We start from the raw sequence: 24,829 nt of genomic DNA on the forward strand, positions 1-24,829 counted from the left end.
AAGCGACGTAGATTACGTCGCTTTTTTTGTGTCTGTGAACAATCGAATTCTTTACTAATCCGCTTCTGAAAATTCTCTAAGCGCACTCATTGCGGCTTCAGCTTTGTCTTTCTGAACGAAGATATGGTCGTGATAAAAGCCAGCAATCACGTTGGCGCTAATGCCGTAAGAACCAAGCTTGGTGGCAAAGGCTGCTGTTAATCCAACCGCTTCAAGACTGGAATGTACCGACAATGTAATCAGGCTAAACACACCATCGAAGTCTAGCTGAGCTTTGGTCGCAACTTCTTCTTTCAGAACCAGTGTTAAACCTTCTTTCTCACGAAAAGTCGAGATTGGATTGAGCTGAACATAGTCTGCCAATCCCCCGCCTACAGTACAAAAAACATAGTTGCCTTCAATGAGTTCTGGTGACATGGACTTTAACAAAATGTCTAAATCGGTAATGGCAGTCATAGTCAGTTTCCCTGCGTTAATAAGCTAATTGATGATGTATGCAGTCACGATAGAAGCAACTGACAGTTAAGTAAAATTAATGATTTTAATTCTGCATCAGTTTTACTAATGGCAAGTTTTCCTCCTTAGTGATGGCATCGTACTTCTACCAACTTGTCGATTGTTCCATCTCGTCAGATAAATGGTCGATAAAGGCTCTTAACAGCGGTGTGACTTGTTTACGCGTTCCATAAATAGCATGAACACCGAGCGTTTTAGGTTGCCATTCAGAAAGCAGTGGCACTAATAGACCATCACGCATCAAGGTTTCCACTGAAGGGAAGGGCAGTAAACAGATACCGTTGCCTTTGAGTGTGGCAGAAAGCAGAACCTCTGAGGTGTTTGCACTGATATTCCCTTTAATCGGAACCGATTCGAGCCCATTGGGGCCATTGAACGTCCAAGCGGTTTTGCCAAAGTAACTGAACGATAAACAGTTGTGGTGCGCTAGATCTTGGGCTTCTGTGGGTGTGCCTTTCTCTTTTAGATATTGAGGCGATGCGTAAATCACGGAGCGGCATTCACCGATCTGCTTCGCGACAATATTGGGCGTCAGTTCGTTGGTTATGCGAATGGCCAAATCGATGCGTGACTCAACCAGGTTGACGGTCTGATCAGTCGAGATAATGTCGATAGAAACCTCTGGCCATTTGGCGATGAAGCGACTAATTGATTCCATCAAGAAGCTATCGACAATCGAGTAGCTCGCAGTAATACGCAGCTGACCTTTTAAATGCTCTCGGTTTTGGTTTCTGATCCCAGCTAGGGATGTTTCCAGTGCCAAAAGTTCTCTGGCGACCTCAAGTGTTTCTTTACCTGCGCTGGTTAAACTCAAGCTTCGTGTTGTTCTGTGAAGCAAGCGTGTGTCCATCCATGCTTCTAACTCACCCAAATAACGAGTGACCTTGGTTCGTGAGAGATCAAGGTGCTCTGCCGCAGCGCTTAAACTGCCACGTTCCACTATGGTGACAAAGACATTCATTGCCTCGAGTTTATCCATTGTTTTATTGCCTAGAGAATTAAACCGACCTCAGTATATGTCCGAAAACTGCAACAGTTAAAGTTAATTTGATGTCTATTTCATCTAAAAACAATCAAATAAGATATTTGGACATTCAGCGAGTTGGCAGGTGTTCAACTCCAAATATCGGAATAAAGCCATGAATACGTTATCGAAAACCCTGTTATCAAAAAGCATGCTTTTAGGAACCATAAGCCTAGGAACCGTGCTGGCATCAAGTGTTGCGCTAGCGACAGAACTGAACATTACTCACTATAACCCCGGCGAGAACGCGATATTCCCGGCAAGCTCGGTATTGGTTTCGGGTGAGAAAGAAGTGATTCTGTTTGATGCGCAATTTAGTGTGGCTGATGGACAAAATTTGGTGGAGCAAATCAAAGCGACTGGCAAAAAATTATCGATGATTTACATCAGTAGCGGCGACCCAGATTACTACTTTGGTTTGGAACCGATAGTTTCGGCCTTTCCTAACGTTAAAGTCGTTGCCAGTGAAGCCGTTGTCGCGCATATCAAACGCACCAAAGATGCAAAGCTTGAATACTGGGGGCCTATATTAGAAGGCAACGCGCCCTCTAAGGTGATTGTTCCAATGGTGATGAACGACACAACATTAAGCATCGAAGGTGAAACCATCGAAGTGAAAGAGATAAATACACACCAAGCTTACCTATGGGTTCCGTCTGAAAAAACGGTGTTTGGTGGCGTGTCGGTGTATAGCGGTGTGCATGTATGGATGGCAGATACTGCATCGAAAGAGATTCGTAGCCAGTGGTCACAATCGTTGGAGCGTATGAAAGCACTAGAGCCAGAGGTTGTAATTCCGGGTCACTATTTAGGTGAAATGCCAACAGGAATAAATGCAGTTCACTTCACGAAGGATTATGTGGCTGATATTGAAAAAGCGTTGGCGAGCAAAAGTAATCCAACATCGGTCGAGATCAGTGATTACATGAAGAAAGCCTACCCGAAATTTGAGGCTACGGAAGGCGATTTAGAACTTGGCGCGAAAGTGCTAAGCGGTGAGATGGCTTGGCACTAGAGTTGATTATCTCGGTTGTGTCCCAGAACAGTCTGAAGATTGTATGCTAGATTTATTGGTGATACACAACTGGAGATATCGATGATCTGGCTTTCAGTGAAAGTACTACAGATTGGACTTGTCTATGGATACAGGAAGTATCAAAAAACGAAAAGAGCTCCAGCTTAGGAGCTCTTTTTTTGTTTCGGAGAGACGACTTTCTATTTCAAGTGAGAAAGAAAATCAGCATTTACCCGGTTTACTGTTAGTAGTCAGATTAGCCTAGTAGCCAGATCCGCCCTGCAACTCAATATCACCAATAAGCGAAAGTATGTTGAAAATAGAACCCATTACTCCTCACATCGGCGCTCGTATTCACGAACTAGAGCTTTCTACATGCAGTGCTGATGAACTCGATAAGGTGTATCAGGCACTTATTGCCCATCAAGTGATCTTTCTCGACGGGCAGACTTTGTCTCCAGAACAACACTTGATGATTGCACAGCGCTTTGGAACGTTAGAACCTGCACATCCTTTCTTCCCTCGCGTGGAAAGTGCGCCACAGGTGAGTGTGATTGAAACAACCCGTGGCAATGCGCCAAAGGAAAGTTATTGGCATACCGACTTAACGTGGCGCAGCTTGCCGTCGAAAGCTTCCCTGTTGCATGCTCAACACATTCCAAGCATTGGTGGTGACACTATCTGGTGTTCTATGACTGCGGTTTTTGAATCTCTACATGAAGATATGAAAGCTAAGTTGAGAGGGTTGTCGGCGACTCATTCGCTTGTGGCCTTTGAAGGTATAGAATCAGAAGACATTGATCTCGATTGGCACAAATCCTTGATTAAAACAGCACAGGAGAATCCGCCAGTGGTTCACTCTGTTGTTCAAGTTCATCCTGAAACGGATAAAGAAACGCTCTGTATCAATGAACAGTTTACTCGTTATATCAACGAACTCGACCGCAAAGAGAGTGATGTTTTACTCAGCCAACTGTTTGAAATTGCGAGACGCCCTGAGTTTCAAGTTCGTTTCAAATGGGACAACGGCTCAATGGCGATCTGGGATAACAGGGTAACGCAACATTACGCAGTGATAGATTACGGGGATACTCCAAGAAAAATGCATCGAGTAACAGTGACATAGCGGTAAGCTGAACACAGTTATCAAAAGAACACCGCGCATGCCCATCCCTGAACCAAGCACTCGTACTTAAATTTAAGCGTCAGCAGGGTGCATCATTCATCTACGCTTAATAATAAAAACAAATGCGTTGGTACATATTTGATTGAAACCTCACTGCTCGGACGTGATGTGTAATATAATCGGCGCCAAAATATAAGTATAAAAACCAAATCATAGAATTAATAAACGTCAGGGCTTAGAGAGCAAAGTATTTCGTATGAACGCGATTCGTAAAGTTTACCAGTACGCAGAACCGAATTTAACCCTCGTGGGTTGGATGGGCTTTGTCGGCTTTCCAATTTACTACATTGTGTGGGAGTTTTTGTTCCCGCAACCCTACGAAAACTTAGCGCTTCGCCTGTTTTGCTCGGTATTGTTCTTTGGCATTATATTTCGCAATCGCGTCCCATTTGAATGGCGAAAATACCTTCCGGCTTATTATCAAGTTGCCGTAACTATCTGTTTGCCAGGTTTCTTCTTCTACATGCTGCTAATGAATAATTGGTCCAACGTTTGGGTTATGTCATTCATGTCGGCTATTTTCCTCCATATTTTATTGGTGCACGTGACGAGAGTGATGTTTGCACAAACCTTTGCCGGTATTGGGATTGCCACCTTGTGCGCTTGGATTGCACAAGGCTTCTACCTCGAACTCACAATGGATTGGACGCATGTGCCAATCTTTTTGTTTATCTACTTATTCGGCAACTTGTTCTACTTCCGCAATCAGGTGGAACATGAAAACAAGGTGTCATTGGCGAAGTCTTTTGGTGCGGGTATTGCCCATGAGATGCGAAACCCTCTAAGCGGATTACTTACCTCTATTGATGTCATGCAGTCCATATTGCCGAACCCTAAAAGTGGCGATCAAAAAGGGCAATATGCGTTAAGCAATGAAGAAGTGATTCAGTTGCGTGAAGTGGGCGATGAAGCGATGGAGATCATTCATTCCGGTAACGAAACGATAGATCTGTTACTGACTTCAATTGATGAAAACCGAGTCTCTCGATCTACGTTTAAGAAGCATTCAGCGCAAGCGGTGGTTGAGGATGCGATAGACAGTTTCAATTACAAGCGCTCTGCTGATAAATCAGCAATCTCTTTAGACGTACAGAGTAACTTTGATTTCTTGGGTAGCGACACTTTGTTGAAGTACGTGATGTATAACTTGTTCAAGAACGCATTCCACCATCGCAGCCCTGAAGATTTTCATATTCATGTCACCATGTGTAGTGATGAAGTGGCCAATCAAATAATGGTTACCGATAACGGATCAGGCATCTCAAATGATGTGATTCGACGCATTTTTCAGGACTTTTATACTACTGGCCAATCGGGTAATTACGGCTTAGGTTTGCCATTTTGTCAGAAGGTAATGCGCTCGTTTGGTGGTGAAATTAAATGTCAGTCTGAAGTGGATCAATGGACACAGTTCACGATGACTTTTCCGTCTTTGTCTTCCCATTCGGTGAAAGAAATCAAGAATGAACTGACTAAACTTAAGACTGTGCTAATGGTGAGTGACCAGAAAGTTCTCACCAATAAAATGACTGAGGTAGCCCGTTTTATGGGGTTTGAGCTCACGGTGTTGGATGTAGCATCAGCGCTTAAAAATAAGGAATACCAGTTCGAATTCGACTTGATATTCGTTGACATGGAGAGCTTGGATTTAAGAGCAAGTTGCCTCGATAAGATTGAATCGTTACTTTCGTTCACTGAGGCGCGAATCATTTACTTGTATGAGCGTCATCCTATCAAGCGTGTACGTAACATTTCTTTCGAGCCTATTTGGGTGGAGACACAAGTTTGGCTACTGAATACCAAGGCGACCATCGAACGCTTACTTTTCGACTCCAACTATGTGATGCCATCAGTTTCTGTAAAACCGCTAGAGGCCACCACTAGACGTACGATCATGGTGGTCGATGATAACGAATCTCTGCGCCGATTTACCGCGATGTTATTGGAAAAGCAGGGTTTTGATGTCGTGCAGAAAGAAGATGGACAACAAGCCTTAGATGCGCTTGATACCGACGAAATCGACTTGATCCTAATGGATATTGAAATGCCAATCATGGACGGTGTTGAAGCTTCTCGCCGAATTCGCAGTGCCGACAAAGAATACTCTTCGGTGCCGATTATTGCTCACACGGGTGACAGTTCTCCCGTTACCTTGGAAAAGATGGAATCATCAGGCATGTCGGACTTTATTGTTAAACCTGCCGATAAAAACCGACTGTTTGATAAAATTGCTCACTGGATTTAGCGGGTGTAATAGTCTGAAGTTCACGGCCATTGGGTAGACATAGACTCAAGAAAGAGCTCAGCGAATTGCTGGGCTCTTTTTGTATCGCGACATGATAGCGTCCATTCAGTCCTGCCGTTGGTGTTGGTTATAAATATGGTTCGAAAAAGGTTACACGAACTCTAACTCAGGGTGATGGTACGCTTCGTGACAAACCGTGAGCACATGGTCAATGTCTCTTGGCGTCATATCGGCATTCACTGAAAAACGGATGATGTTTTTGTTCTTGCCAGTCGCAGGGCGGCAGAATACCGCACCGAACACATCACGTTCTTCTAAGAAGTCTCGCACACGCTCCGTGTTTCTTTCATTGCCGCACTCTAGCGCTACAATTTGAGACTCACTGCGGATATTAAAGCCAATTCGCTTTAGCCCCGTAGTCAGCGACTTAGCCCGATTGAATAAGGCTTCTCGTTTGTCTTCCGCACCTTTGATCACCTCCAACGTTTTCTCTAAACGAACCACTTCTTGTGGTAACACTGTTGAGCTAAAAATCGCAGGGTACGCCACAAACGGCAAGGTTTTAGACAGTTGTTTAGGGCCAAGGATTGCCCCAGCGCGATAAGCAAAGGTTTTTGCCAAGCTAACGGTGATGAAGTCGACTTGGTTGGTGAGCCCCAATGCTTGCACTAAGCCTGCACCATTCTCTCCATGTGTACCCAGTGAATGGGATTCATCAACGACGACCGCACAATCAAACTCTTGCGCCATTTCGTAGATGTCGCGTAGTGGGGCGATTGTCCCAATGGTGCTGTAAATTGAATCGACCACAATAACGCCTGAGCCGTGGCGCTCTAGCTGTTTGCGCAGGTGATTCATATTGTTATGCATAAACGGGTGGGCGAGGGCGCCTGCAGCGCGAATGCCTTCCCATAACGACATGTGTGCAAAGAAGTCAATGTACACAGGTGTGCCCGGTGGGCAGATGGTTTGCAATAGCCCAATATTGGCCGCCCAGCCCGATTGAGAAAGCAAACAGCTCTCCATTCCAACATAGTTCGCAAGCTTAGTTTCGAACGCAGGTTTAGACTGATCATCTTGTAAGAAAATGGCAGACATCACCACGTTGTCATCGTGCTCACAGATCGCCGCTTGATGGGCTTGTTGGATCTGTTTGTTGTGTGACAGCGCTAAGTAATCATTGCTCTGCATCACAACGGAATTACGCTGGGGGCGTTTACCCAATACTAAATGCTTCTGGCTTTGGTTCTGGGTAATCAGGTCTTGAATATAGAAGTTCAAGCGTTCTTCGATAAAGGAAGGTAGTGGTTTGTTTTTTGTTTTATCACTCATAATAGTTCTCTTCAAATACAGGAAAACGCCAGCGCTGACGGCTGTATATTGACGATAAAAAGTGATGTGTCATTAGCCAAGTTGCATAATTTTGTGGGTGCTTGCAAACTCAGCATTTAAGGGTTTTGAGGCGAGTGGGTTTCCTTACGGTTCGGGGCTTTACCCGAATTAAGATAGGAATAATAGCCTTCTTTTTTATGACAAAAGGCTATTAGAATTCGGCATTCGAAGGCATTTAAAAAAGCGGATTTTGAAAGGCTACTTGCTACTTGCTACGTGCTGTTAGCTGTGAATATGGATAAGCTCGATTAAGGCATCCAATTGCTGCTTGGCTCCACCCTCTAACGAATACCCAATATTGATGCGTAAGCAATTGCTGTAAAGGTCGAGAGTGCTGAACAGGTGTCCAAGCCTAATATCAATGTTCTTCTCGGTAATGCCCTGAGCAAAGGCTGACTGGTTCAAGCTTGGGATTTGCAGCCAAAGCACCATGCCACCTTGTGGATTACTTATCTTCACATCTTGAGGAAGGTGCTGAGCCAAATAACTTAGGTATTGTTGGCGCAAAGACAAGATCTGAGTGCATCTTCTCCTCACGTGCTTAGCGTATTGGCCAGATCCAATAAAGTCAGCAGCCGCAAGCTGAGTGGGCAGGGCAACGCCGTAGCTCGCAGCTGAGAACTGAGCCTTGTATTCGTTGATAAACCTGCCCGGCAAGCACCATCCCAAACGGTAACTCGGTGACAAACTTTTCGATACTGATCCACACCATAAGACAAAACCGCCTTTGTCGTAGTATTTCGCGGGGAGCGGCGTGTGTGAGGAGTAGGACAGTTCCAGATACACATCATCTTCAATGATCGGCACTCGATAGTGATTCGCTAATTCAGCCAGTTTCTGCTTTTGAGTGGCTGACATGTTGATCCCTTGAGGGTTCATATGAGAGGTACAAAAGATCGCGGCATCGACTTGTTTATTTTTCAAATGCGATTCCAGTTGTTGCAAGTCGACACCATCATCTAGAGACGGGATCTCGATGATTTTTCGCGACATTTGTCCGAGCAATTCCAGAATACCGTTGAAACATGGCGAGCTAATAGCGATGGTGTCGCCTTCTTTAGTGCAAGATTCAAGTGCGGCCTTAATCGCAGACATACAGCCAGCCGTAATCACCATCTCTTCAGGTGAAAAGTGCACATCGAGCTTGGCAAAATGAGTGGATAATGCCTGTCGTAAAATCGGCTCACCTTGTGTATCTGGGTAATGGTTAAGCCTGTTGCTCATACGCCTAATAGCGCGACGAAAACTTCGTTCCAGTTCAACGATCGACTGCTCATCATTAGTGGTGCTCGAAACCCCTAAAGGCCCATTGATTGAGTTGTGAGTCGATGAGGTTTGCCTAACGCTGGACACCTTACTCTCAAACTGTGCCCACTCTGGGGTTGAGTGAGCAGGTTTATGAGGAGAAACAAAATATCCCGCTTGCGGTCGAGAATGAATCCAACCTTGTGATTCCAGTTTTTGGTAGCAGCTCACCACGGTCGACATGCTGATCGCCTGTTGCTTGGCGCTACTTAGTCAGTTATGGCTTTGTGTTCGGTGTGGGTATCTGGGGTATGGCTTCATGGTCGATCACTGCTGGTTTATCGTCTGGGCTTTCATCGGTCTTGCTTTCAACCAACGTATTAATCGGCATGGCGGTAGGCGTGTGGTTGTTCAAGGAGAGTGCTTCTATTCGTAAATTATTGGGTGCGATGCGAGCTATGTGTGCATTGGCGGTATTGGTATCTGCAGCTACGGGTAATGTCACCGTTAATGGCGTGATCTTGATTATGATTGCGGCGTGCAGTTGGACCTTGATGGGCGTGATTGTTAAGGCATCGAAAACCACTCAAGCTTTTGCGTTCAATGTCTGGGGGATGCTGTTTGCTCCAGTGCCATTTGCCGTGATGTTACACGGTGACCAAATAATCTGGCAGGGCATCGAACAATGGGATTGGAACACGACGATTGCGGTGCTGTTTCAAGCTTACCCAACCACGCTATTTGGTTATTGGGTATGGAATAAGCTGCTAATCCAATACCCGTTAAGTACGACCGCGCCGTTAACCTTGTTAGTGCCTATCTTCGCATTGATTAGCGGTTACTTTATGTATGATGAGGTGCTGTCTGTGGCTCAGGTTGTTGCATCAATACTGTTTCTTGTCGGGATTGGTTTGATTGTGAAACCTGCGAATGTAACGAATACCAAAGCGACACAAACACTTGCTGAACAAAAATGATTGAAGAAAGCTGATATTGCATGAGCAGCTTTGAATGACAAATAAGACCTCGCACTTGTGAGGTCTTATTCTATGTCGAAGAAGTGAAGTTATTTAAATAACCAACTTACTAAGCAATCAACTAACCATACACGCAAGTAACTGGCTCTCAAGATCATATTCTATTTCTAGACCGATCATTTCTATTCTGATTTCGATACACTCATCGAGTTCTGATTCCGTCAAGCCATCCTCTGTTAAGTTGTAACCGAAAACCTCAAAAGAACATAGGCTTTTATAAGTGAATTCGAATTAAATTCTGAAATGATACAAATCTTATATTTAATAACGCTTATTTAGTAACCTTTGTTGAGTCCCATATCAAATCAAGTGGCTGATTTTATTGGGTATCGGAGAAAAGTCTCAAAAATTATTATTTAGTTCGCTAAAGTTTTAAATTCTATTAATGGTTGTTTGTATGGGATATAACTCCATTTCGCTACTGTTGAGTAGATGGTTTTTAGCTATATATGTGAAATTTGAAGCGAGTTATCTTTCTGATTTGAAAGAATAATTAAATAGTTAAGATAAAAAAGTTGGCGAAAATCAGAAGCTTGGCATACACTTTCCTTGTAAATGACCTTATCTCATTGATTGAATAGGGTAAATGCTTTGGCGCTACTGGCGATGGTAGCAATGTTTAACATAGCTTTGAGGAAAGTTTTATGGCACTCACGAAGGCCGATTTGGCTGAGAACCTGTTTGAGACACTCGGATACAGCAAGCGGGATGCCAAGGAAACGGTGGAAGTGTTTTTCGAAGAAGTTCGTAAAGCGCTCGAAAATGGCGAACAGGTAAAACTGTCTGGTTTTGGTAATTTTGATCTTCGCGAGAAAAACGAGCGACCTGGTCGTAACCCGAAAACTGGTGAAGACATTCCAATTTCTGCTCGACGTGTTGTTACTTTTAGACCGGGACAAAAACTAAAGGCCCGTGTCGAAAATATTAAAATCGAGAAGTAGCCAAGCAATAGACCACGCCTAGCGTGGTCTTTTTGTATCTGCATAGAGTTTAAGCTAAACGCATTTCTTTAATTTTTAGTAACCTTTCTCAAACTCCATCTATTTACTGTCCGGTAAGAACTTGCTTTAGATGCGAAAACAGAGGCTAGGCCTCTGACTTTGAATCTTCACTCTAAAGGGCTTGTTGAACCTTACTTGCGATGTCTTCAGACACCCAAGGCTTCCATACCTGTGGTGAGCTTTCTAGAAAGTAATACATGGCTTCTTCGGCGTCGGCTTGGTTGTCTTCCATCCAGGCCAGCAACTCACTCATTTGTTTATTGGTAAAACCACGCTTTTCAAAGTATTGGTAGGCAAGAGGTTCGTTATTAGCAAAGGCTTCTGTGGTGATTGTGTGAACCGGTGCTGGTGGATACATGGTCACTTTAGGAGGTTCACAATCAGGTTGTGTCGTACAGTTACGGAATTCCTCAATGTCAGTACCACTTCCGAAATCAACCTTCACCATTTCATACTTACCTAGCACAGGCGTAGGCGACCAGTAATATCCAAACCATGCTTTTTTGCGTTCGTAAGCTTTCGCTATCGTACCTGCTAAAGCGGCGCCTGAGCCGGGATCAACCATTTCAAAATTGTGATCTTCTAACTTAAGCGCATCGAACAGGTGACCGGAGGTAATCTGACAAGTCCAACCCGCAGGGCAGCTATAAAACGCAAACTTCTCATCATCTTCTGGGTGTTCAAACAGCTTTGCGTTTTTAATCACACCTTCAATGGTTGTAAGCTCTGGGTACTGTTCAACAAGGTAGTTTGGTACCCAGAAACCTTCTTCCCCGCCGTTGACCAAAGACTTGCCCGCGTAACGTAGACGCTTATCCGCAACACCCTTATCCAACGCTTCTTTGATGCCATTAGTCCAAAGCTCTGGCGCAACATCAGGTTGACCTTTTTCAATCATTGACGTGCCCGTAGGGACGCTATCACCGGGGATTAAGTCCGCTTCACAGCCGTAGCCGTTATTCAAAATGAATTGGTCGACATGAGCAATAGGCTCGCCGAGTTCCAGTTCATGTCTGCAATGGTGATCTTTCCGCATTCGTCAGCACTAGCGTGTACAGAAAACGCAGCAAGTAGCGCGATGGAAAGCATGGATTTGTTATTCTGCATTGACGTAATTCCTTTTCTTGTCAGAAGCTTATTCGCTATAGAAACAGAAATGTTCGATGGAGAAAAGAGACTGAGATCTAAATTTAAACGATCTGATTATTTGGGATAGGAAGTGGAGAGGCTACTCAACAAGTACTAAAAAGGGCTGCGAGTGCAGCCCTTGTGATGTTTATTGGAATAGCCTATCTATGTGTCAAGCCGCTTTAATGTGCGTTGTAATGTACGGTTGCCATGCTTGTTGGTAAAGCTCTAAAGATTGGCGTCGTAGGCTATTGATTTGTGCCGCTTCGATATCGTTGATTGGGCGATGTTCTGCAATTGCGTGACGCTCAATGCCTTGGATAATTTCGTACAGCTCGTGCTCAGGACCACTTTTCACGTCAGCAATCGCTTTTAAGTGAAGTTGAACCTCTGCAATGATGTTGGTTTTAGGCAAACGAACCAACAAGTTAAGGTCACGGTAACCAGAGTCAGCCGGCGATTTAAACTTATTTTTCAGCTTAACAACGTCTGCTTCACGGCTTAGCGCTTCGTAAACTTCAACCAAGCTCTCTACATCGTTCGCGATGATAGTTGCACGGGCTAAGTCGGTAATTTTTGTCACATCACCATCAAGCTCAAGGGCGATTTTTTCTTCTGCGCGAGCTTGAGATTTAACGCCAGCAAATAGCGCTTCAGAATTGGTGAGTAGGGCAGTACTTTTACAGATAGTTTCTAGTTCAGCTTGGCCTTGATGCGCTTTGCTGTACAAAATATCGAAGTCGGTGTAAGGCTGAGTCGGGCGTGAGTCGAAGGCTTTGATGCCGTAAAGGCCGCTCAAACTATGACGGAATACGTTTGAAGATACTTGGTTTTGCGCAGGAGTGCGCGTTTGATCTGTTGAACTTGTTGAAACAGGTGCTGCTGCGAATGCAGGCGCTCGGCTCAATACCAAAAGCATTAGGGCCGCCGTACGGAGAAATACACTCATTCAAACTCCAAAATACAAGGTTACAAAAAACGGGTAGTCAAAAGGGCTAACCAGTAACGCACAAGAGTAAAAACAGCTTAACTAATTTCACTACATATTAAATGAGGCTAGCTAAGACAGAAACCAATTCTAACGTTTAATATTGCTTTAAAATGTGAAGATATAGCCAAATAACCCAACCGTTAGTTCCGCAATTATCAGAACTTTGAACTTAGCCAGTTTCTGATTTTATCGAAATCAATTTAGTACTTTAAACCAAGCTAAGGTTGCTCTTACCTCTCTATACTGTACCCTTGCATTATGACTGTTTAACATGAACGAAAGATGAATAATCCTGAATTTTGGCACAATAAATGGGCAGCCAACCAAATTGGTTTCCACCTCGAAGATGTAAACCCACTTCTGATTAAATTTTGGGAAAAGACTGAGCCTAGCTACGAGAAGAGTGTGTTTGTTCCACTTTGTGGCAAAAGTGAAGATCTGATTTGGCTAGCTTCAAAGCATGAAGATGTTCAAGGTGTCGAGTTAAGCCAGATTGCGGTTCGCGCATTTTTTGCAGAGCACCTTTATACCCCGACTGTGACTCAAATTAGCGGTCAGCACGAGCTCTACCAATTCGATGAACTGAACATCTACACGGGCGATTACTTTTCAGCGCCAATCCAACCTGTCGATACCATTTATGATCGCGCGTCTTTAGTCGCATTGCCTGAAGAGATGCGAGTGCAGTACGTAGAGCGCTTAAAACAACTGCTGAAACCGGGCGGTAAGATCCTTCTGGTGACTCTGGATTATGATCAAAGCGAGATGGCGGGGCCTCCGTTTAGCGTACCTAAGTTAGAGATTGCTCAATTGTTTGCAGGATACAAAATTACATTGTTGAATCAAGATATAGCGAACGATGAACATCCGAAGATTGCTAAGAAAGGCTTGTCTCGCTTCTGTGAAGAAGTGTATTTGATTGAGTCAGACGCTTAAGTTCAGTCTGCTTAGTTAAGCGAACAGATAACACCAACAAAAAGACGGGCTCGATAGCCCGTCTTTTTATGGTTCAGATTTGAACTCGTGATTGTTCAGAATTGAATAGCAGGTTAGTAAATCACTTTTACTTTTGACGCGCTCTCAATGGCATCTTCAATCGCTGTTTCTGTGCTGTTACGACGAGTAAGCGCCACACCTAAACGACGGCGACCATCGATATCAGGCTTACCAAACAAGCGAACTTGCGTTTGTGGTGCGTCTAGCGCTTCTGCAAGGCCTTCAAAGCGGATATTCGTTGATGTGCCTTGACCAAGGATAACCGCTGATGCACAAGGGCCGTATTGCGTGATGGATTTGATCGGCATACCTGTAAATGCGCGTACGTGTAGTGCAAATTCCGATGAGTCTTGAGACATCAGAGTAACCAAGCCAGTATCATGTGGGCGAGGGGAGACTTCATTGAAGATCACGTGGTCGCCTTTAACGAACAGTTCAACACCAAAGATTCCGTGACCGCCTAATGCGTTAACCACTTGCTCTGCCGTGTATTGCGCCGCTTTAAGTGCGTTGTCAGACATGACCTGTGGCTGCCATGATTCACGGTAATCACCGTCTTCTTGACGGTGACCGATAGGTGCACAGAAGTGAACACCGTCGACAGCACGAACGGTTAGAAGCGTGATTTCGTAATCAAAGTCGATGAAGCCTTCAACGATTACACGACCCGCGCCAGTACGGCCACCTTCTTGTGCGTAGTCCCAAGACTTCTGAATGTCTTCTTCTGTTTTGATAACGCTTTGGCCTTTGCCTGAAGAACTCATTACCGGCTTAACAACGCAAGGCATACCTACGAACTCAACAGCAGCGGCGAAATCTTCAAAAGTGTCTGCAAAGCGGTAAGGCGAAGTGCTTAGTTTTAACTCTTCAGCGGCTAAACGACGAATTCCTTCACGGTTCATGGTTAGCTTGGTTGCATTAGCCGTTGGAACGACATTCAAGCCTTGTGCTTCAAGTTCAACTAACTTGCTAGTGGCAATAGCTTCAATTTCAGGAACCACATAATCTGGTTTTTCTAGCTCAATGATAGCTTGTAGCGCATCACCATCTAACATGTCTAATACATGGCTACGGTGCGCAACTTGCATTGCTGGTGCGTCTGCATAACGGTCACAAGCAATAACTTCTAAACCTAAACGTTGGCACTCGATGGCAACTTCTTTGCCGAGTTCACCTGAACCTAATAGAAGTACACGAGTAGCATTTTCACGAGTAGCAGTACCAAACATAGAAATTCCTTCCGATCTTTTGAACGATTGATTGAAAACGGGGTGATCATACTTATTTCAATGACAAAAGCAAACGTTTGCGCAAGTTGTTGCGTTAATTACAGGCATAAAAAAAGCAGCCCTGTTAAATAGGGCTGCTTATTTAAATTTTTGTTAATCAGATGTACTTAGATTGCTAAGTAAGTCACTGGAATGTCGGGATTAATCGCTTCTAATGTAGATTGCGTATCCGCTAGGTGACTGATGCTACCTTCTGCGATTTCAACCAAAGCAGCACTTTCAATTTGTTCGAAATCGAAGCCAGCCAGTTTAAGTTGAATCAACGCCACTTGTAGAGGAGGTAAGCTTGGGTTGAACGCTGCGTTTTCAGCGTAAGCACCGGTGAAAACCTCACCCGACGTCAGTTGTAGTGAAACACCACTTAGGTTTTTGGTGTAAGGAGCATGGCTGCGGTTTAGTGCTGCTACCGCTTCTACAACAATAGGCGTTGTTTCTTCGGTCGTGTATTTATGATCAAGTTTTGTCATTAAGCCAGTTGTTACACCTAAATCAGCAGGGCCGAACGAGTCTGGCAGATACTCTTGCAGAGACATTTCATCACGTTGTGGCAGCTGAACTTTAAGTTCTTTTGCTGTTGTCAGTTCGTTCATGAATTGACGACAGTGACCACAAGGACTGAAGTTTATGGTGATATCTGAGATACCTAGTTCGCCTTTCATCCAAGCGTGGCTGATTGCAGATTGCTCAGCGTGAACGGTTTGACCAAGTTGAGCACCAGCGATTTCAAGGTTTGCACCAAAATACAGAGTGCCAGATAAACCACGCACGATTGCACCAACATAAAAGTCAGATAACGGAGCGTAAGAATAGGCTGCGGCAAAAGGAAGTAGCGCAATACGTAGCTCGTCATCCGCTAAACCACTTGCTTGCAGTAGGCTAGCAAATTGTTCTGGAGACAATGTCGCGTCAAAGTTGTCTGCTAATACGATGTCACTCAAAAGCGCTTTCATTGATGATGGAGCACTTTCCAGCGCCAGGGTAATACGACTGTTCATGTTGAATCCTTAATTGACCTTAGGCTTTAAGTTTATGCATTGCTCAGGAATTTTCTGTGATAAAGATCACTATTGAATTGTTGCTGTTACATTGGCTTGCATAATTAGAGTGAGGTCACACTTGAAATCGATTACAAGAGCCATTTATACAGCTGATATCGCACTTAGTGCTCGTAAAAGACCGTGACTTGACTGCTATTGCTAAATAAATGCGAATAAAAAGCCCAAACAGACACTGTAATAAACAGCATTCTGGTTGGGCTGGATCGCGTAGTGATCGTTTAGGTTAAGAATAGAACCAAACCACGAGCGAAAATATACTCGGTGCGATGATCGAGGTAATGACGCCACAAAGCACAAGAGCCAAAGAACTGAATGCTGCATCTTCCTGATTCTTTTCCGCACAAGTCGCGGTGCCTAAAGCGTGAGACACGGTACCCATGGTTAAACCACGGGCGATCGGGCTCTTAATACCAATGAGGTTGTAGATTGGGTAAGCAAAAATTGCCCCAAATAGACCAACAATCAATACCAGTATTGCCGCAATCGCTGCTTCACCACCTAAATGGCTTGATACTTCCATCGCAATTGGCGTGGTGACTGATTTGCCTAACAAGCTCGCAATCAAAGTTAAGTCCGCTTTAAATGCTACTGCGATCACTGCCGTTGTTGTCATCGACATCACACTGCCTAGCGTGCAAGCAAAGGTGATGATGCGCCAGTTTGCTCTGATTTGAGGTAGCTGTTCGTAAAGCGGATAAGCAAGGGCAACAACCGCGGGCTGCAGCATGTAGGTAATCCAGGTGTTGTCAGCATAGTAAGTCTCAAACGGTACTCTAAAGAACGTGAGAATCGGAATGATGATACCAATGCTGATAAGCAGGGGATTACAAAGCGGTGAGTTTACTTTTTGACTTACCCAGCGAGCAAACAGGAATACCACGATGGTGAGTAGAATCCACATGATCAGTTACCTCTCGAAAGTAAGCGGTCTAAGAACCATGATAAGGACACCAACACCAGTAATGTGCCACCAACGGCGCTCGCCATAATTGGCAATGCGTTCGCGATGAGCATGTCGAAATGGTCCATCAACCCAACACTGATTGGAACAAACAGTAAGATCATTAGGCGGATAATCAAGCTTGCACCGGGTTGTACCCAGTGCGAAGGAACAATACCAATCACCATGGCGGCAAACAGAATCAACATGCCAAAAATACTGCCTGGGATTGAGGTATCCAAAAAGTGCTGTAACGCGTTACCTGCTGTAAGTGCACCTATGATTAAGGTGAAGGAGATTAAGCAGTAAACCAGTTGGATCAATCTTTCTTTCAAAGTGTTACGTCTCTTGATAATGGAATTAGCTAGCTAACTTTTCTACGTATTGATAAACCGCCTTCAAGATAGCCATTTTCTTCTCGTCGCTTTCATGTTCGTGCGCGAGGTTTTCAAGGTTGAGCATGTACTCTTCTAAACGGCATTCATAAAACTCACGACAATGGTTCGCCCATTTTAATTGCTCAGCTTCGTCGAGCGTCCATGGGAAGTTACGCGCACGGTAACGGAACAGTAACGGTTTAATTCGTTCGTCGCTGAAGGTGATATCCAAAGCTGCCAAGTTGTTCGGGTCAGTTTCGCGAATGATGTTCATCGCTGTTTTATCAGCAGGTGAAAAGAAACCGTCGTAAAGGTGTGTATCAACATCATCACTCTTTTCGTACTCGCGTTCTTGTGAGTACAGGCCGATCAGTTTTTCGCGGATCTCTGGGTGTTCGCGCAGCAGTGCCAAGTTCTTCAAGCATTGTTGGCGATCGATACCGATGGTTTCGGCATTTTCAGCCGTCAGCGTTTTGGCTGGAGCAAGAATAGGGCACTTGTTCAGTTGAACCAATTTGATGGGTACGGGTAACTCGTCTTCACTCAGTTCACTGCGTTTGGTATAGAGTCTTTCTCTGAGTTCATCAGCGTCCAGTTCTAACAGTGGGCTTGGATCTTTGGCTAAATCAACCACGATAACGGCATTTTGATTGGTTGGGTGCCAAGCCATAGGCACAATCCAGCTGGTGTAGTTGCAGTCACGGCCAAACATGCCTGAAACGTGCATCAATGGTGTCATGTTTACGATATCAACCAGATCATTCAGCTTACGCTTATGACGCATGTTGTAAAGGTAATCGAACATCTTAGGTTGCGCAGCTTTCAGTTTCTTCGCTAACTCGATGGTCGCAATAACATCGGCCATCGCATCGTGCGCGTTTTCGTGTTCAATGCCGTTTGCCACAGATAGGTGTTCCAGTTTGAAGCTTGGGTAACCTTCTTCGTTCTCTGGCCAAACAATGCCTTCAGGACGCAGTGCGTGAACAGCGCGCATTACATCTAATAGATCCCAACGTGAGTTGCCGTTCTGCCAACTCCACGCATATGGGTCGATGAAGTTTCGGTAACAGGTGTAACGCGTTACTTCATCATCAAATCGAATACTGTTGTAGCCAAGGCTTGTTGTGTTTGGTTTGGCTAACTCAGCATGGATCTTAGCGATAAACTCTGGCTCAGGGAGACCTTGTGAAGCCGCTTTCTGTGGTGTGATACGGGTGATCAGTGCAGCTTCAGGCGCAGGGAGGTAATCAGCGGGAGGTTGGCAATAGATAACCAGAGGCTCTCCAATAACATTGAAATCTTGGTCGGTACGAACACCCGCAAACTGACTCGGACGGTCTTTTGCTGGGCTAACGCCCCATGTTTCGTAATCGAAAAAGAAGTAGGTCGGCTGATTATCTGAACTCATTGAAATTCCTGAACAGCAAGCGCAGAACGTTTACTGTGGCTGAAGGTTAGTTTTGTTCAGTATCTGATAGTATGCGGTACGCGTGCAACCCAGATCACAAATAAATTGCAGGAAAGTGCTGCATTCCTATTCAATCAGACCGCTATCGGGGGAATGGAGCCTTAGATTGATTATTTCTTGGCAAGATGAACTAACAAAGTGCTGCGGTTAAAGTACTCGAAGCGGACACAATTTGGAGAGGCGAGTAAGCTCTGGACAGCCAAAGCGCTCTGAGTCTAGCAATGAGTGTGTTACCGCTTGTATTTACCTTACATCAAGCTTTCAATGTCACGCGCTTTTCTGCATTCAACGCTCGTGAGAAATGAAACTGAATAGGTCATTAGAGCAAATCACAGAATCAGTCATTAATATCAAATTATTCTTCTTTTTGGACGTTATTTAATAGTCTTAATCACCGTAATAAATAATGATTTGATATGTCTTATTTTTAATACACTATCAATAGTGAGGTTAAATAATTAACCCCTGGCCAGTTATTATTTCAATTTTATTACAAGGTTAAGGTTTCTCTAGTTTGTTTCAAATTTGAGACTTTATTGCAACATGCTGATCTATATATTTCGTTTTTTAGTCTGACTTCAAATTTATCTCGTATTGTATTTTTTAATATATTCTAAAAAATTAGGTGTGCTTGATTAAATAAATAGATTAATTAACTGATTAGGATGTAAAACAAGTTTTATATATTGTTGGATGAAATGCTCCAATACCATTATTTTTATTAGTGTTATTTCTATCAATTTGCGTGATCTTATTCTCACTGCGCCTCATTTCTTTATAAATAAGTGTCAATATATATATTTTCTAAATAGGATTGTTGTTACTTAATTGTTAACTCTGATTGACTATTAGGTAACCCTAATAATAAAGCCGAATTTATATAAAGGATTAAAGAAATGAACAAAGTCTTTAAGGTTGTTGCTGTATCTGCACTTTCTATCTCTTCAGCGAACGTTTTCGCTGTGAGTGACACTTTTGATGCAACACTAGAAGTAAAACAAGCAATTACAATGACAAAAACAAGTGATCTTGACTTCGGTATCATCACTTCAGACAACACAACGGACGTTGTTATCGCTCAAGGTGATGCAGGAGCGGCGGCATTTACTCTTTCTGGAGAGTCTGGTGATGCAGTAACAGTCAGTATTTCTGATACTAACTTGGTGAATGGCGTAAATACGATTGCAGCTGAATTTGACTTTAATAATGCTATTACCCTTACGGGTGGTACTGCGGATCTTAATATTGGCGGCACTGCACGTACTTCAAGTGCGACATTAGTTGCTGGTACATATACTGCTAACGTTGCAGTAGATGTCACTTACCAATAATTAAATGAAACCAGTATAATATTACGGCTGTTGAAAAGCAGCCGTCTTTACTATGAGTGTTCTATTCAAATATGCGATTTATATCGGCCTTATTTTTTATTCTAGTCCTTTTCATGCGCTAGAAATTATTCCTGAGAATATGGAAGTGAAATTTCCAGGCATGTATATCTCTGGATCGGGTCAGAATGCGGATTCAAATCCAGCCAATAGTCAGGTTTATGTGGTGCGCTTTTACGTTGAAGGTGAGCCGGGTAAAAAAATCGTGGTTTCTCTCCCTTCCAAGCAATACCTAAATCATTCTCGTAAATCCAAACGCCTGCGTATTAGAAAGTTTTATTTTGGTTGCGGTTTATCCAAGCGAGGTCGAGCCAAAATCAAAGGGAATGGAAGAAGCAAATTATTGTGTATTGGTGCCAAAGTGAAAATCGGCGCTAACCACCCCGCAGGCCTTTACACCAGTACAATCCCTTTTGAGGTTAATTATAAATGAAGTTGTTTATCTCATGTGTTCTCGGCTTAATCTTCACAACACAAGCCTATGCTCAGCTACTTATCGCTCCGACTCGTTTTGTTTTGGATGCCGACACTTCGGTGACTGAAAAAATCGTCGTCGAAAACAATTCAGATCAACCGATTCGCTTGGAGATAAAACCGATTTATCGCCCAGTAAAGGCGAGTGGCTTGGTTAGAACTGACGCTAATATTGCTGAATCGGAAGACATCGCGAGTTGGATTAAAGTGTCACCACCAATAATTCGTGAACTTAAACCCAATCAAAGACGCACGGTTCGCTTACGTATGAATGCTCTGCCTGCTGACATGGCTGATGGTGAATATCGTGCTTACTTGTGGTTTTCCCCAATAGCAAAAGCTGCAGAGCTATCAGACATTGCGTTGTCTTCAAGTAAAACCAACAGTGATGGTTCAGCCTTTCAACTGAATTTTCACATCAACAGTTATGTACCCGTTTATGTTCAGAAAGGTGAGCAGGTGCAAGATGTTAAGTTTGCGTGTGACAACCAAAGCATCAAGATTCGCAACGATGGTAACTTTCAGTTTACTGCGAAATTGAATGTCGACGAGCATAGTGAAAAAGTGGTGCTACTTCGTAATGCTGAACTAACTAAGCCTTTCCCAAAAGGGTCGAAGATCTCACTGGTTCAGAACGAACAGCCTCTGTACGAATGTGTTCTGTAGTGCTCGTTTCATTGTCGCAGACTCTTTAAAGGCTAGTGTTCTATTGCATGCTTTGGCGACTCTTTTTGCTCGCCTCATTGTTTCCTTTTGCTGCGTATTCGCAATCTGAAGAAGAAAGTGAGGCGAGCGAGCTCTATCCAGCCCATGTAGAAGTTCGAGTCGGGAAAGTGGGGGATAGTTTTTATCGTGTCATGATGGATGACTACGAAGAGCCCTTAATTTCGGTATCCAATGCCGCTTTTTATCTGCTCGAAATGAATGGTCAGTGTGATGAAAGCGGATATTGCGAACTGTACTTACCACAAGATGTGGGAAGAGAATCTCTGCCGTATATTGTTGATACCGAACAAGCCATCTGCTATCGCGATGACAACAATATCCAGTCGATCAAATATCAAGTCATAGACTCAGAAACTTACGTCCATTGGTACAGCTTACAAGCTTGTATCCCGGCTAAAGTGCGTTGGGATATTGATGATTACCGGCTCACTGTTTCTCCAGAATTTAGCTCATTGACTGAACTGGAAGCGGCCATTTCTAAGATGAAAAATGAATCACGTAAGAAGGCCGAGGATCTCAAGCGAGCTGAAAACACGCCAGCTTTCGAACCTGTTGCTGCTGTGGGTTTGGCGACTCGGTTAGCGGCTTCTGTTTATCACGACAGTGAAACTGGCGGTGATGTTTACGCAATCTCAGACACCATATTAAGCACTGAACACTCTTTGTCTCGCTTGTCGATTGATTCACGAGAAGATAACCCCATCGTTTATTACAACATTGCGGTTGAAGCACATGACGGGGAAGGCTCTTTGGAAGTCGGCCATGTGTTATTAGATGGCAGCGTCTTTACCGTGAATCAAACCCTCGAAGATGGGCTCTATTACACCAACCAAAAGCGACAGACAGAGTTCGGCAACCTTCAACTCGAACGAACCACTCAACCTAACATCAGCATCGATGTTTTGGTTAATGGCATCTATCAAACCACTTATCGCTCTGATGAGTTTGGACGCTTCGTTGTTGAAGAAGACAATATTTCCCCCGGTGACACCATCAAGTTTCGCTACTACTTGTCGAAAGGTGTCTGGCAGGAAGAAGAGATCACCGTTGCAGGTCTCGAAGATGCATTTCTGCCACGCAACGAGTGGGGAGTGCAAGTGGTCGGTAATGAAGGTGCAGACCGAGCGGGTGCAGTGTCGCTTGAGTATGGGCTTGCCGATTACTTCACCGTGGGTAGCGCCTTTATGAGGCAACATGGCAAAGACCTGATTGGCTTTCAAGGACGATATTTACCAGCGCACTGGTTTGCGGGCCATATCGGTTGGTTGCCGGAGTTCAATCGCTTTCCAATGGAGTTTGATATCTTGATCAACGGCGATCAGTCGGCATCGATAGAGCTCAATAAAACCGATGAATTGGACTTAGAGTCAATGGAATACGATGTGTTCAAATACAACCTGTCGCTTGCAAACCTAACGGCTTTTTTGACGATAAGAGATGATGATGACGAATTGAGCGTTGAACCTAAGTTCAACTCAAAAGTGGCTCGTAATCTGTTTGTCTCATACGCTGGTGACTATCGATACACCAAAGCTTCTCATCAAGAAGACTATCTACACACTATTGGTTTGGCCAAAAGCGGTTTCTCAGATACATCGTGGAATATTTCTGGAACTGTTGATGGCTCTGGTCATCATGAACGAACAGAATTATCCCTAAGAAATGCCTGTAAAGACTGTCTGCTCGATCCTCTGGAGGTTTTTCAAGAGCTAACGACCAACATATCGGCTCGCTATCAAAAGCAGGAGGTTTCGTTTACTGCCTCTTTAGAAGCTCGTGTGAACCCTTACTTACTCTTTAAGTTGGAAGGAACTGAAGATCGATACGGTGTCGAGATGACAACCGAATTCGGTGCTAAAACTTACTTTGACGAAAGTATTGGTGAGTTTGTTGAGTGGAATCGATACAACCATTCTAAGCTGACGGGCATTGTTTACGATCACCACAAACAACCGATACAAGGCGTAAGCCTACAAATCTTGGATCAACGAGCAGTCAGTGATGCAAAAGGCCGATTTGAATTCTCAAGTGTTCCAGCTCGAGATAATCTGCCTATCTATATTGATGAAGGGGCACTCGACCTTAACCTCACGCCGATCCAAAACCCTGTGTATGTAAATACTAAGCAAGTCGGGCTAACTCATGCTCATATCGAAATGGTGGTGTCATTTGGCGTCGATGGCACGGTAGAAGGTGACCTAGAAAACAGTGCTTATCTGCACTTTAAACATATCCAGAAAGGCACCGAGTATTCGAGCGAGATAGAGAGTGATGGCTTTTACATGGTAGAGGGGCTCATCGCGGGCAAATACATTGTGACTTTAGAAATGGGCGACAAGCGATACGTGCAAGGTGCCGACTTGGACGGCGATTTCTGGGTAAGCGACCTCACATTCAACCTCATCGATTTTCATAAAGTGTACTAGATCCGATCACTTTGTTTAGTCTGATGGAGGCGAGAGTATCAATTGGACTTTCTGTTTCATGGTTAGCTCTCGGTTCTTCAAATCTTTGAATATGGCCTTCCATTCTTGAAAGGTGACCACTATCGGGTTAAAACTGTTTACGGGTTTGGTGACGCCGTAACGTACGGTTTCAACTTCCGGTTCGAACGTACCAAACAACTTATCCCAAATGATCAAAACACCGGCGTAGTTCTTATCGATGTATTGCGGGTTTTTGCCGTGATGCACACGGTGGTGTGATGGGGTGTTAAAGATGTATTCAAGTGGTCCTAAGCTTCGTATCCATTGAGTATGTACAAAGAACTGCAAACCTAGATTGAGAAGCACCACAAAGATGACCCATTTAGGGTCGAAACCTATGATGACGAGCGGCACCCAAAACAACCACATGCCTGCGAATGGGTACATTAAGCTTTGACGGAAAGCCGTACTGAAGTTCATCTGTTCTGAACTGTGGTGCGCGACGTGCGCTGCCCACATCCAGCGAACACGATGGCTTGCTCTATGGAACCAGTAATAGCAAAAGTCTTGCAACACCATCAACACAATGAAACTCAGCACGCCCATTTCAATGTCCATTAAACGCCAACCAAACATCAAGAGATACAACTGCACGACCAATAACCCGGTGAGCAAATCGGAGAGTTGATGCATTCCCGCAAGCGTGAAGTTACACATCACTTCTGAAAGTTTATAGCTGGAATTATCTGGCAATCGACCTTGCTTCTGACCGATAAAATACTCAGCCAACATGCACACCACGAATAAGGGCGCTAATACCAGCAGTAGCCATTCTGGGTGATTGATTAATGCGTCGATATTCATGTTTTATCCTTGTTGAGACGCCATACGCGTTCTTAGTATCAAG

The 24,829-nt window shown here is 44.1% G+C and carries 19 protein-coding genes and 4 pseudogenes; 10 read left to right on the forward strand and 13 right to left on the reverse strand.

Annotated features, from left to right (window positions below):
- Positions 1–54: 54 nt before the first annotated feature.
- Together AB4371_RS00765 and AB4371_RS00770 are read right to left on the reverse strand one after the other, a co-directional pair.
- The gene (locus AB4371_RS00765) at positions 55–456 is read right to left on the reverse strand and encodes an ACT domain-containing protein (RefSeq protein ID WP_372148640.1); all 402 of its coding nucleotides are present in this window, start codon (positions 454–456) and stop codon (positions 55–57) included.
- A gap of 145 nt (positions 457–601) precedes the next feature.
- Positions 602–1,495, reverse strand: coding sequence for a LysR family transcriptional regulator (locus AB4371_RS00770; protein ID WP_372148642.1), 894 nt, complete (start codon positions 1,493–1,495; stop codon positions 602–604).
- Between the two features lie 160 nt (positions 1,496–1,655).
- Between AB4371_RS00770 and AB4371_RS00775 the strand changes: the two genes are divergently transcribed.
- The 3 genes from AB4371_RS00775 (at position 1,656) to AB4371_RS00785 (ending at position 5,986) form a co-directional block, all read left to right on the forward strand.
- On the forward strand, positions 1,656–2,555 hold the full coding sequence (locus AB4371_RS00775) for a Vmh family MBL fold metallo-hydrolase (RefSeq protein ID WP_017066263.1): 900 nt from the start codon (positions 1,656–1,658) through the stop codon (positions 2,553–2,555).
- Positions 2,556–2,865: 310 nt separating this feature from the next.
- A complete protein-coding gene (locus tag AB4371_RS00780; protein ID WP_017059123.1) occupies positions 2,866–3,681 on the forward strand; it encodes a TauD/TfdA family dioxygenase in 816 nt (271 codons plus the stop codon).
- A 256-nt stretch (positions 3,682–3,937) separates the two neighbouring features.
- Complete coding sequence (locus AB4371_RS00785) at positions 3,938–5,986, forward strand: response regulator (protein WP_372148643.1); 2,049 nt, start codon at positions 3,938–3,940, stop codon at positions 5,984–5,986.
- A 150-nt stretch (positions 5,987–6,136) separates the two neighbouring features.
- On the opposite strand, the gene cqsA is transcribed toward AB4371_RS00785, so the two are convergent.
- Both cqsA and AB4371_RS00795 read right to left on the reverse strand, forming a co-directional pair.
- Positions 6,137–7,318, reverse strand: coding sequence for an alpha-hydroxyketone-type quorum-sensing autoinducer synthase (gene cqsA, locus AB4371_RS00790; RefSeq protein WP_372148645.1), 1,182 nt, complete (start codon positions 7,316–7,318; stop codon positions 6,137–6,139).
- Positions 7,319–7,600: 282 nt separating this feature from the next.
- Positions 7,601–8,887 (reverse strand): annotated as a pseudogene (locus AB4371_RS00795) (PLP-dependent aminotransferase family protein); the annotation flags it as partial.
- Here AB4371_RS00795 and AB4371_RS00800 point away from each other — a divergent pair.
- Positions 8,878–9,600, forward strand: a pseudogene (locus AB4371_RS00800) (DMT family transporter); the annotation flags it as partial. The pseudogenes AB4371_RS00795 and AB4371_RS00800 overlap by 10 nt on opposite strands.
- Before the next feature lie 117 nt (positions 9,601–9,717).
- Here AB4371_RS00800 and AB4371_RS00805 read toward each other — a convergent pair.
- Positions 9,718–9,855, reverse strand: a pseudogene (locus AB4371_RS00805) (GTP-binding protein); the annotation flags it as partial.
- A gap of 449 nt (positions 9,856–10,304) precedes the next feature.
- Between AB4371_RS00805 and ihfA the strand changes: the two are divergent.
- A complete protein-coding gene (gene ihfA, locus AB4371_RS00810; protein ID WP_004734853.1) occupies positions 10,305–10,601 on the forward strand; it encodes an integration host factor subunit alpha in 297 nt (98 codons plus the stop codon).
- A 172-nt stretch (positions 10,602–10,773) separates the two neighbouring features.
- On the opposite strand, the pseudogene AB4371_RS00815 reads toward ihfA, so the two are convergent.
- Together AB4371_RS00815 and AB4371_RS00820 are read right to left on the reverse strand one after the other, a co-directional pair.
- Positions 10,774–11,768, reverse strand: a pseudogene (locus AB4371_RS00815) (ABC transporter substrate-binding protein).
- Between the two features lie 193 nt (positions 11,769–11,961).
- Positions 11,962–12,738 (reverse strand): RelA/SpoT domain-containing protein, encoded by a 777-nt coding sequence (locus AB4371_RS00820; RefSeq protein WP_102320071.1) that lies wholly within the window; start codon positions 12,736–12,738, stop codon positions 11,962–11,964.
- A gap of 324 nt (positions 12,739–13,062) precedes the next feature.
- Between AB4371_RS00820 and AB4371_RS00825 the strand changes: the two genes are divergently transcribed.
- Positions 13,063–13,716 carry a thiopurine S-methyltransferase gene (locus tag AB4371_RS00825; RefSeq protein ID WP_017065505.1) on the forward strand — a complete coding sequence of 218 codons (654 nt, stop codon included), beginning with the start codon at positions 13,063–13,065 and terminating at the stop codon, positions 13,714–13,716.
- A 113-nt stretch (positions 13,717–13,829) separates the two neighbouring features.
- Here AB4371_RS00825 and purT read toward each other — a convergent pair whose 3' ends face one another.
- From purT to sbcB, 5 genes are all read right to left on the reverse strand, one after another.
- Entirely contained in the window at positions 13,830–15,005 is a 1,176-nt protein-coding gene (gene purT / locus AB4371_RS00830) for a formate-dependent phosphoribosylglycinamide formyltransferase (RefSeq protein WP_372112758.1), read from the reverse strand.
- Positions 15,006–15,172: 167 nt separating this feature from the next.
- Positions 15,173–16,060 carry a cytidine deaminase gene (cdd, locus tag AB4371_RS00835; protein ID WP_171733587.1) on the reverse strand — a complete coding sequence of 296 codons (888 nt, stop codon included), beginning with the start codon at positions 16,058–16,060 and terminating at the stop codon, positions 15,173–15,175.
- 286 nt (positions 16,061–16,346) lie between these two features.
- Positions 16,347–17,024, reverse strand: a complete 678-nt coding sequence (locus AB4371_RS00840) for an LrgB family protein (RefSeq protein ID WP_017059134.1) — start codon at positions 17,022–17,024, stop codon at positions 16,347–16,349.
- Positions 17,025–17,026: 2 nt separating this feature from the next.
- Positions 17,027–17,398 (reverse strand): CidA/LrgA family protein, encoded by a 372-nt coding sequence (locus AB4371_RS00845; protein WP_004734867.1) that lies wholly within the window; start codon positions 17,396–17,398, stop codon positions 17,027–17,029.
- Positions 17,399–17,423: 25 nt separating this feature from the next.
- On the reverse strand, positions 17,424–18,848 hold the full coding sequence (sbcB, locus tag AB4371_RS00850; RefSeq protein ID WP_048611480.1) for an exodeoxyribonuclease I: 1,425 nt from the start codon (positions 18,846–18,848) through the stop codon (positions 17,424–17,426).
- 956 nt (positions 18,849–19,804) lie between these two features.
- Here sbcB and AB4371_RS00855 point away from each other — a divergent pair.
- Genes AB4371_RS00855 through AB4371_RS00870 form a run of 4 tightly spaced genes read left to right on the forward strand, consistent with a single transcriptional unit; the run spans position 19,805 to position 23,922 of the window.
- Positions 19,805–20,239, forward strand: a complete 435-nt coding sequence (locus AB4371_RS00855; protein ID WP_048611824.1) for a DUF4402 domain-containing protein — start codon at positions 19,805–19,807, stop codon at positions 20,237–20,239.
- 52 nt (positions 20,240–20,291) lie between these two features.
- On the forward strand, positions 20,292–20,729 hold the full coding sequence (locus tag AB4371_RS00860; protein ID WP_050634490.1) for a DUF4402 domain-containing protein: 438 nt from the start codon (positions 20,292–20,294) through the stop codon (positions 20,727–20,729).
- The gene (locus AB4371_RS00865) at positions 20,726–21,436 is read left to right on the forward strand and encodes a molecular chaperone (RefSeq protein WP_048611828.1); all 711 of its coding nucleotides are present in this window, start codon (positions 20,726–20,728) and stop codon (positions 21,434–21,436) included. The genes AB4371_RS00860 and AB4371_RS00865 overlap by 4 nt, the downstream gene beginning before the upstream one ends.
- Positions 21,437–21,483: 47 nt before the next feature.
- Positions 21,484–23,922 (forward strand): carboxypeptidase-like regulatory domain-containing protein, encoded by a 2,439-nt coding sequence (locus AB4371_RS00870; protein ID WP_372148647.1) that lies wholly within the window; start codon positions 21,484–21,486, stop codon positions 23,920–23,922.
- 15 nt (positions 23,923–23,937) lie between these two features.
- Here AB4371_RS00870 and AB4371_RS00875 read toward each other — a convergent pair whose 3' ends face one another.
- A complete protein-coding gene (locus tag AB4371_RS00875; protein ID WP_280532941.1) occupies positions 23,938–24,786 on the reverse strand; it encodes a sterol desaturase family protein in 849 nt (282 codons plus the stop codon).
- Between the last annotated feature and the right edge of the window lie 43 nt (positions 24,787–24,829).

The sequence above is a fragment of the Vibrio sp. 10N.261.51.A3 genome (assembly GCF_041471965.1).
GTDB lineage: Bacteria > Pseudomonadota > Gammaproteobacteria > Enterobacterales > Vibrionaceae > Vibrio > Vibrio crassostreae_C.

Coding starts and splice junctions, on each gene's coding strand:
- AB4371_RS00765 (WP_372148640.1), bottom strand. CDS start 456: ATGACTGCCATTACCGATTTAGACATTTTGTTAAAGTCCATGTCACCA.
- AB4371_RS00770 (WP_372148642.1), bottom strand. CDS start 1,495: ATGGATAAACTCGAGGCAATGAATGTCTTTGTCACCATAGTGGAACGT.
- AB4371_RS00775 (WP_017066263.1), top strand. CDS start 1,656: ATGAATACGTTATCGAAAACCCTGTTATCAAAAAGCATGCTTTTAGGA.
- AB4371_RS00780 (WP_017059123.1), top strand. CDS start 2,866: ATGTTGAAAATAGAACCCATTACTCCTCACATCGGCGCTCGTATTCAC.
- AB4371_RS00785 (WP_372148643.1), top strand. CDS start 3,938: ATGAACGCGATTCGTAAAGTTTACCAGTACGCAGAACCGAATTTAACC.
- cqsA (WP_372148645.1), bottom strand. CDS start 7,318: ATGAGTGATAAAACAAAAAACAAACCACTACCTTCCTTTATCGAAGAA.
- ihfA (WP_004734853.1), top strand. CDS start 10,305: ATGGCACTCACGAAGGCCGATTTGGCTGAGAACCTGTTTGAGACACTC.
- AB4371_RS00820 (WP_102320071.1), bottom strand. CDS start 12,738: ATGAGTGTATTTCTCCGTACGGCGGCCCTAATGCTTTTGGTATTGAGC.
- AB4371_RS00825 (WP_017065505.1), top strand. CDS start 13,063: ATGAATAATCCTGAATTTTGGCACAATAAATGGGCAGCCAACCAAATT.
- purT (WP_372112758.1), bottom strand. CDS start 15,005: ATGTTTGGTACTGCTACTCGTGAAAATGCTACTCGTGTACTTCTATTA.
- cdd (WP_171733587.1), bottom strand. CDS start 16,060: ATGAACAGTCGTATTACCCTGGCGCTGGAAAGTGCTCCATCATCAATG.
- AB4371_RS00840 (WP_017059134.1), bottom strand. CDS start 17,024: ATGTGGATTCTACTCACCATCGTGGTATTCCTGTTTGCTCGCTGGGTA.
- sbcB (WP_048611480.1), bottom strand. CDS start 18,848: ATGAGTTCAGATAATCAGCCGACCTACTTCTTTTTCGATTACGAAACA.
- AB4371_RS00855 (WP_048611824.1), top strand. CDS start 19,805: ATGAACAAAGTCTTTAAGGTTGTTGCTGTATCTGCACTTTCTATCTCT.
- AB4371_RS00860 (WP_050634490.1), top strand. CDS start 20,292: ATGAGTGTTCTATTCAAATATGCGATTTATATCGGCCTTATTTTTTAT.
- AB4371_RS00865 (WP_048611828.1), top strand. CDS start 20,726: ATGAAGTTGTTTATCTCATGTGTTCTCGGCTTAATCTTCACAACACAA.
- AB4371_RS00870 (WP_372148647.1), top strand. CDS start 21,484: ATGCTTTGGCGACTCTTTTTGCTCGCCTCATTGTTTCCTTTTGCTGCG.
- AB4371_RS00875 (WP_280532941.1), bottom strand. CDS start 24,786: ATGAATATCGACGCATTAATCAATCACCCAGAATGGCTACTGCTGGTA.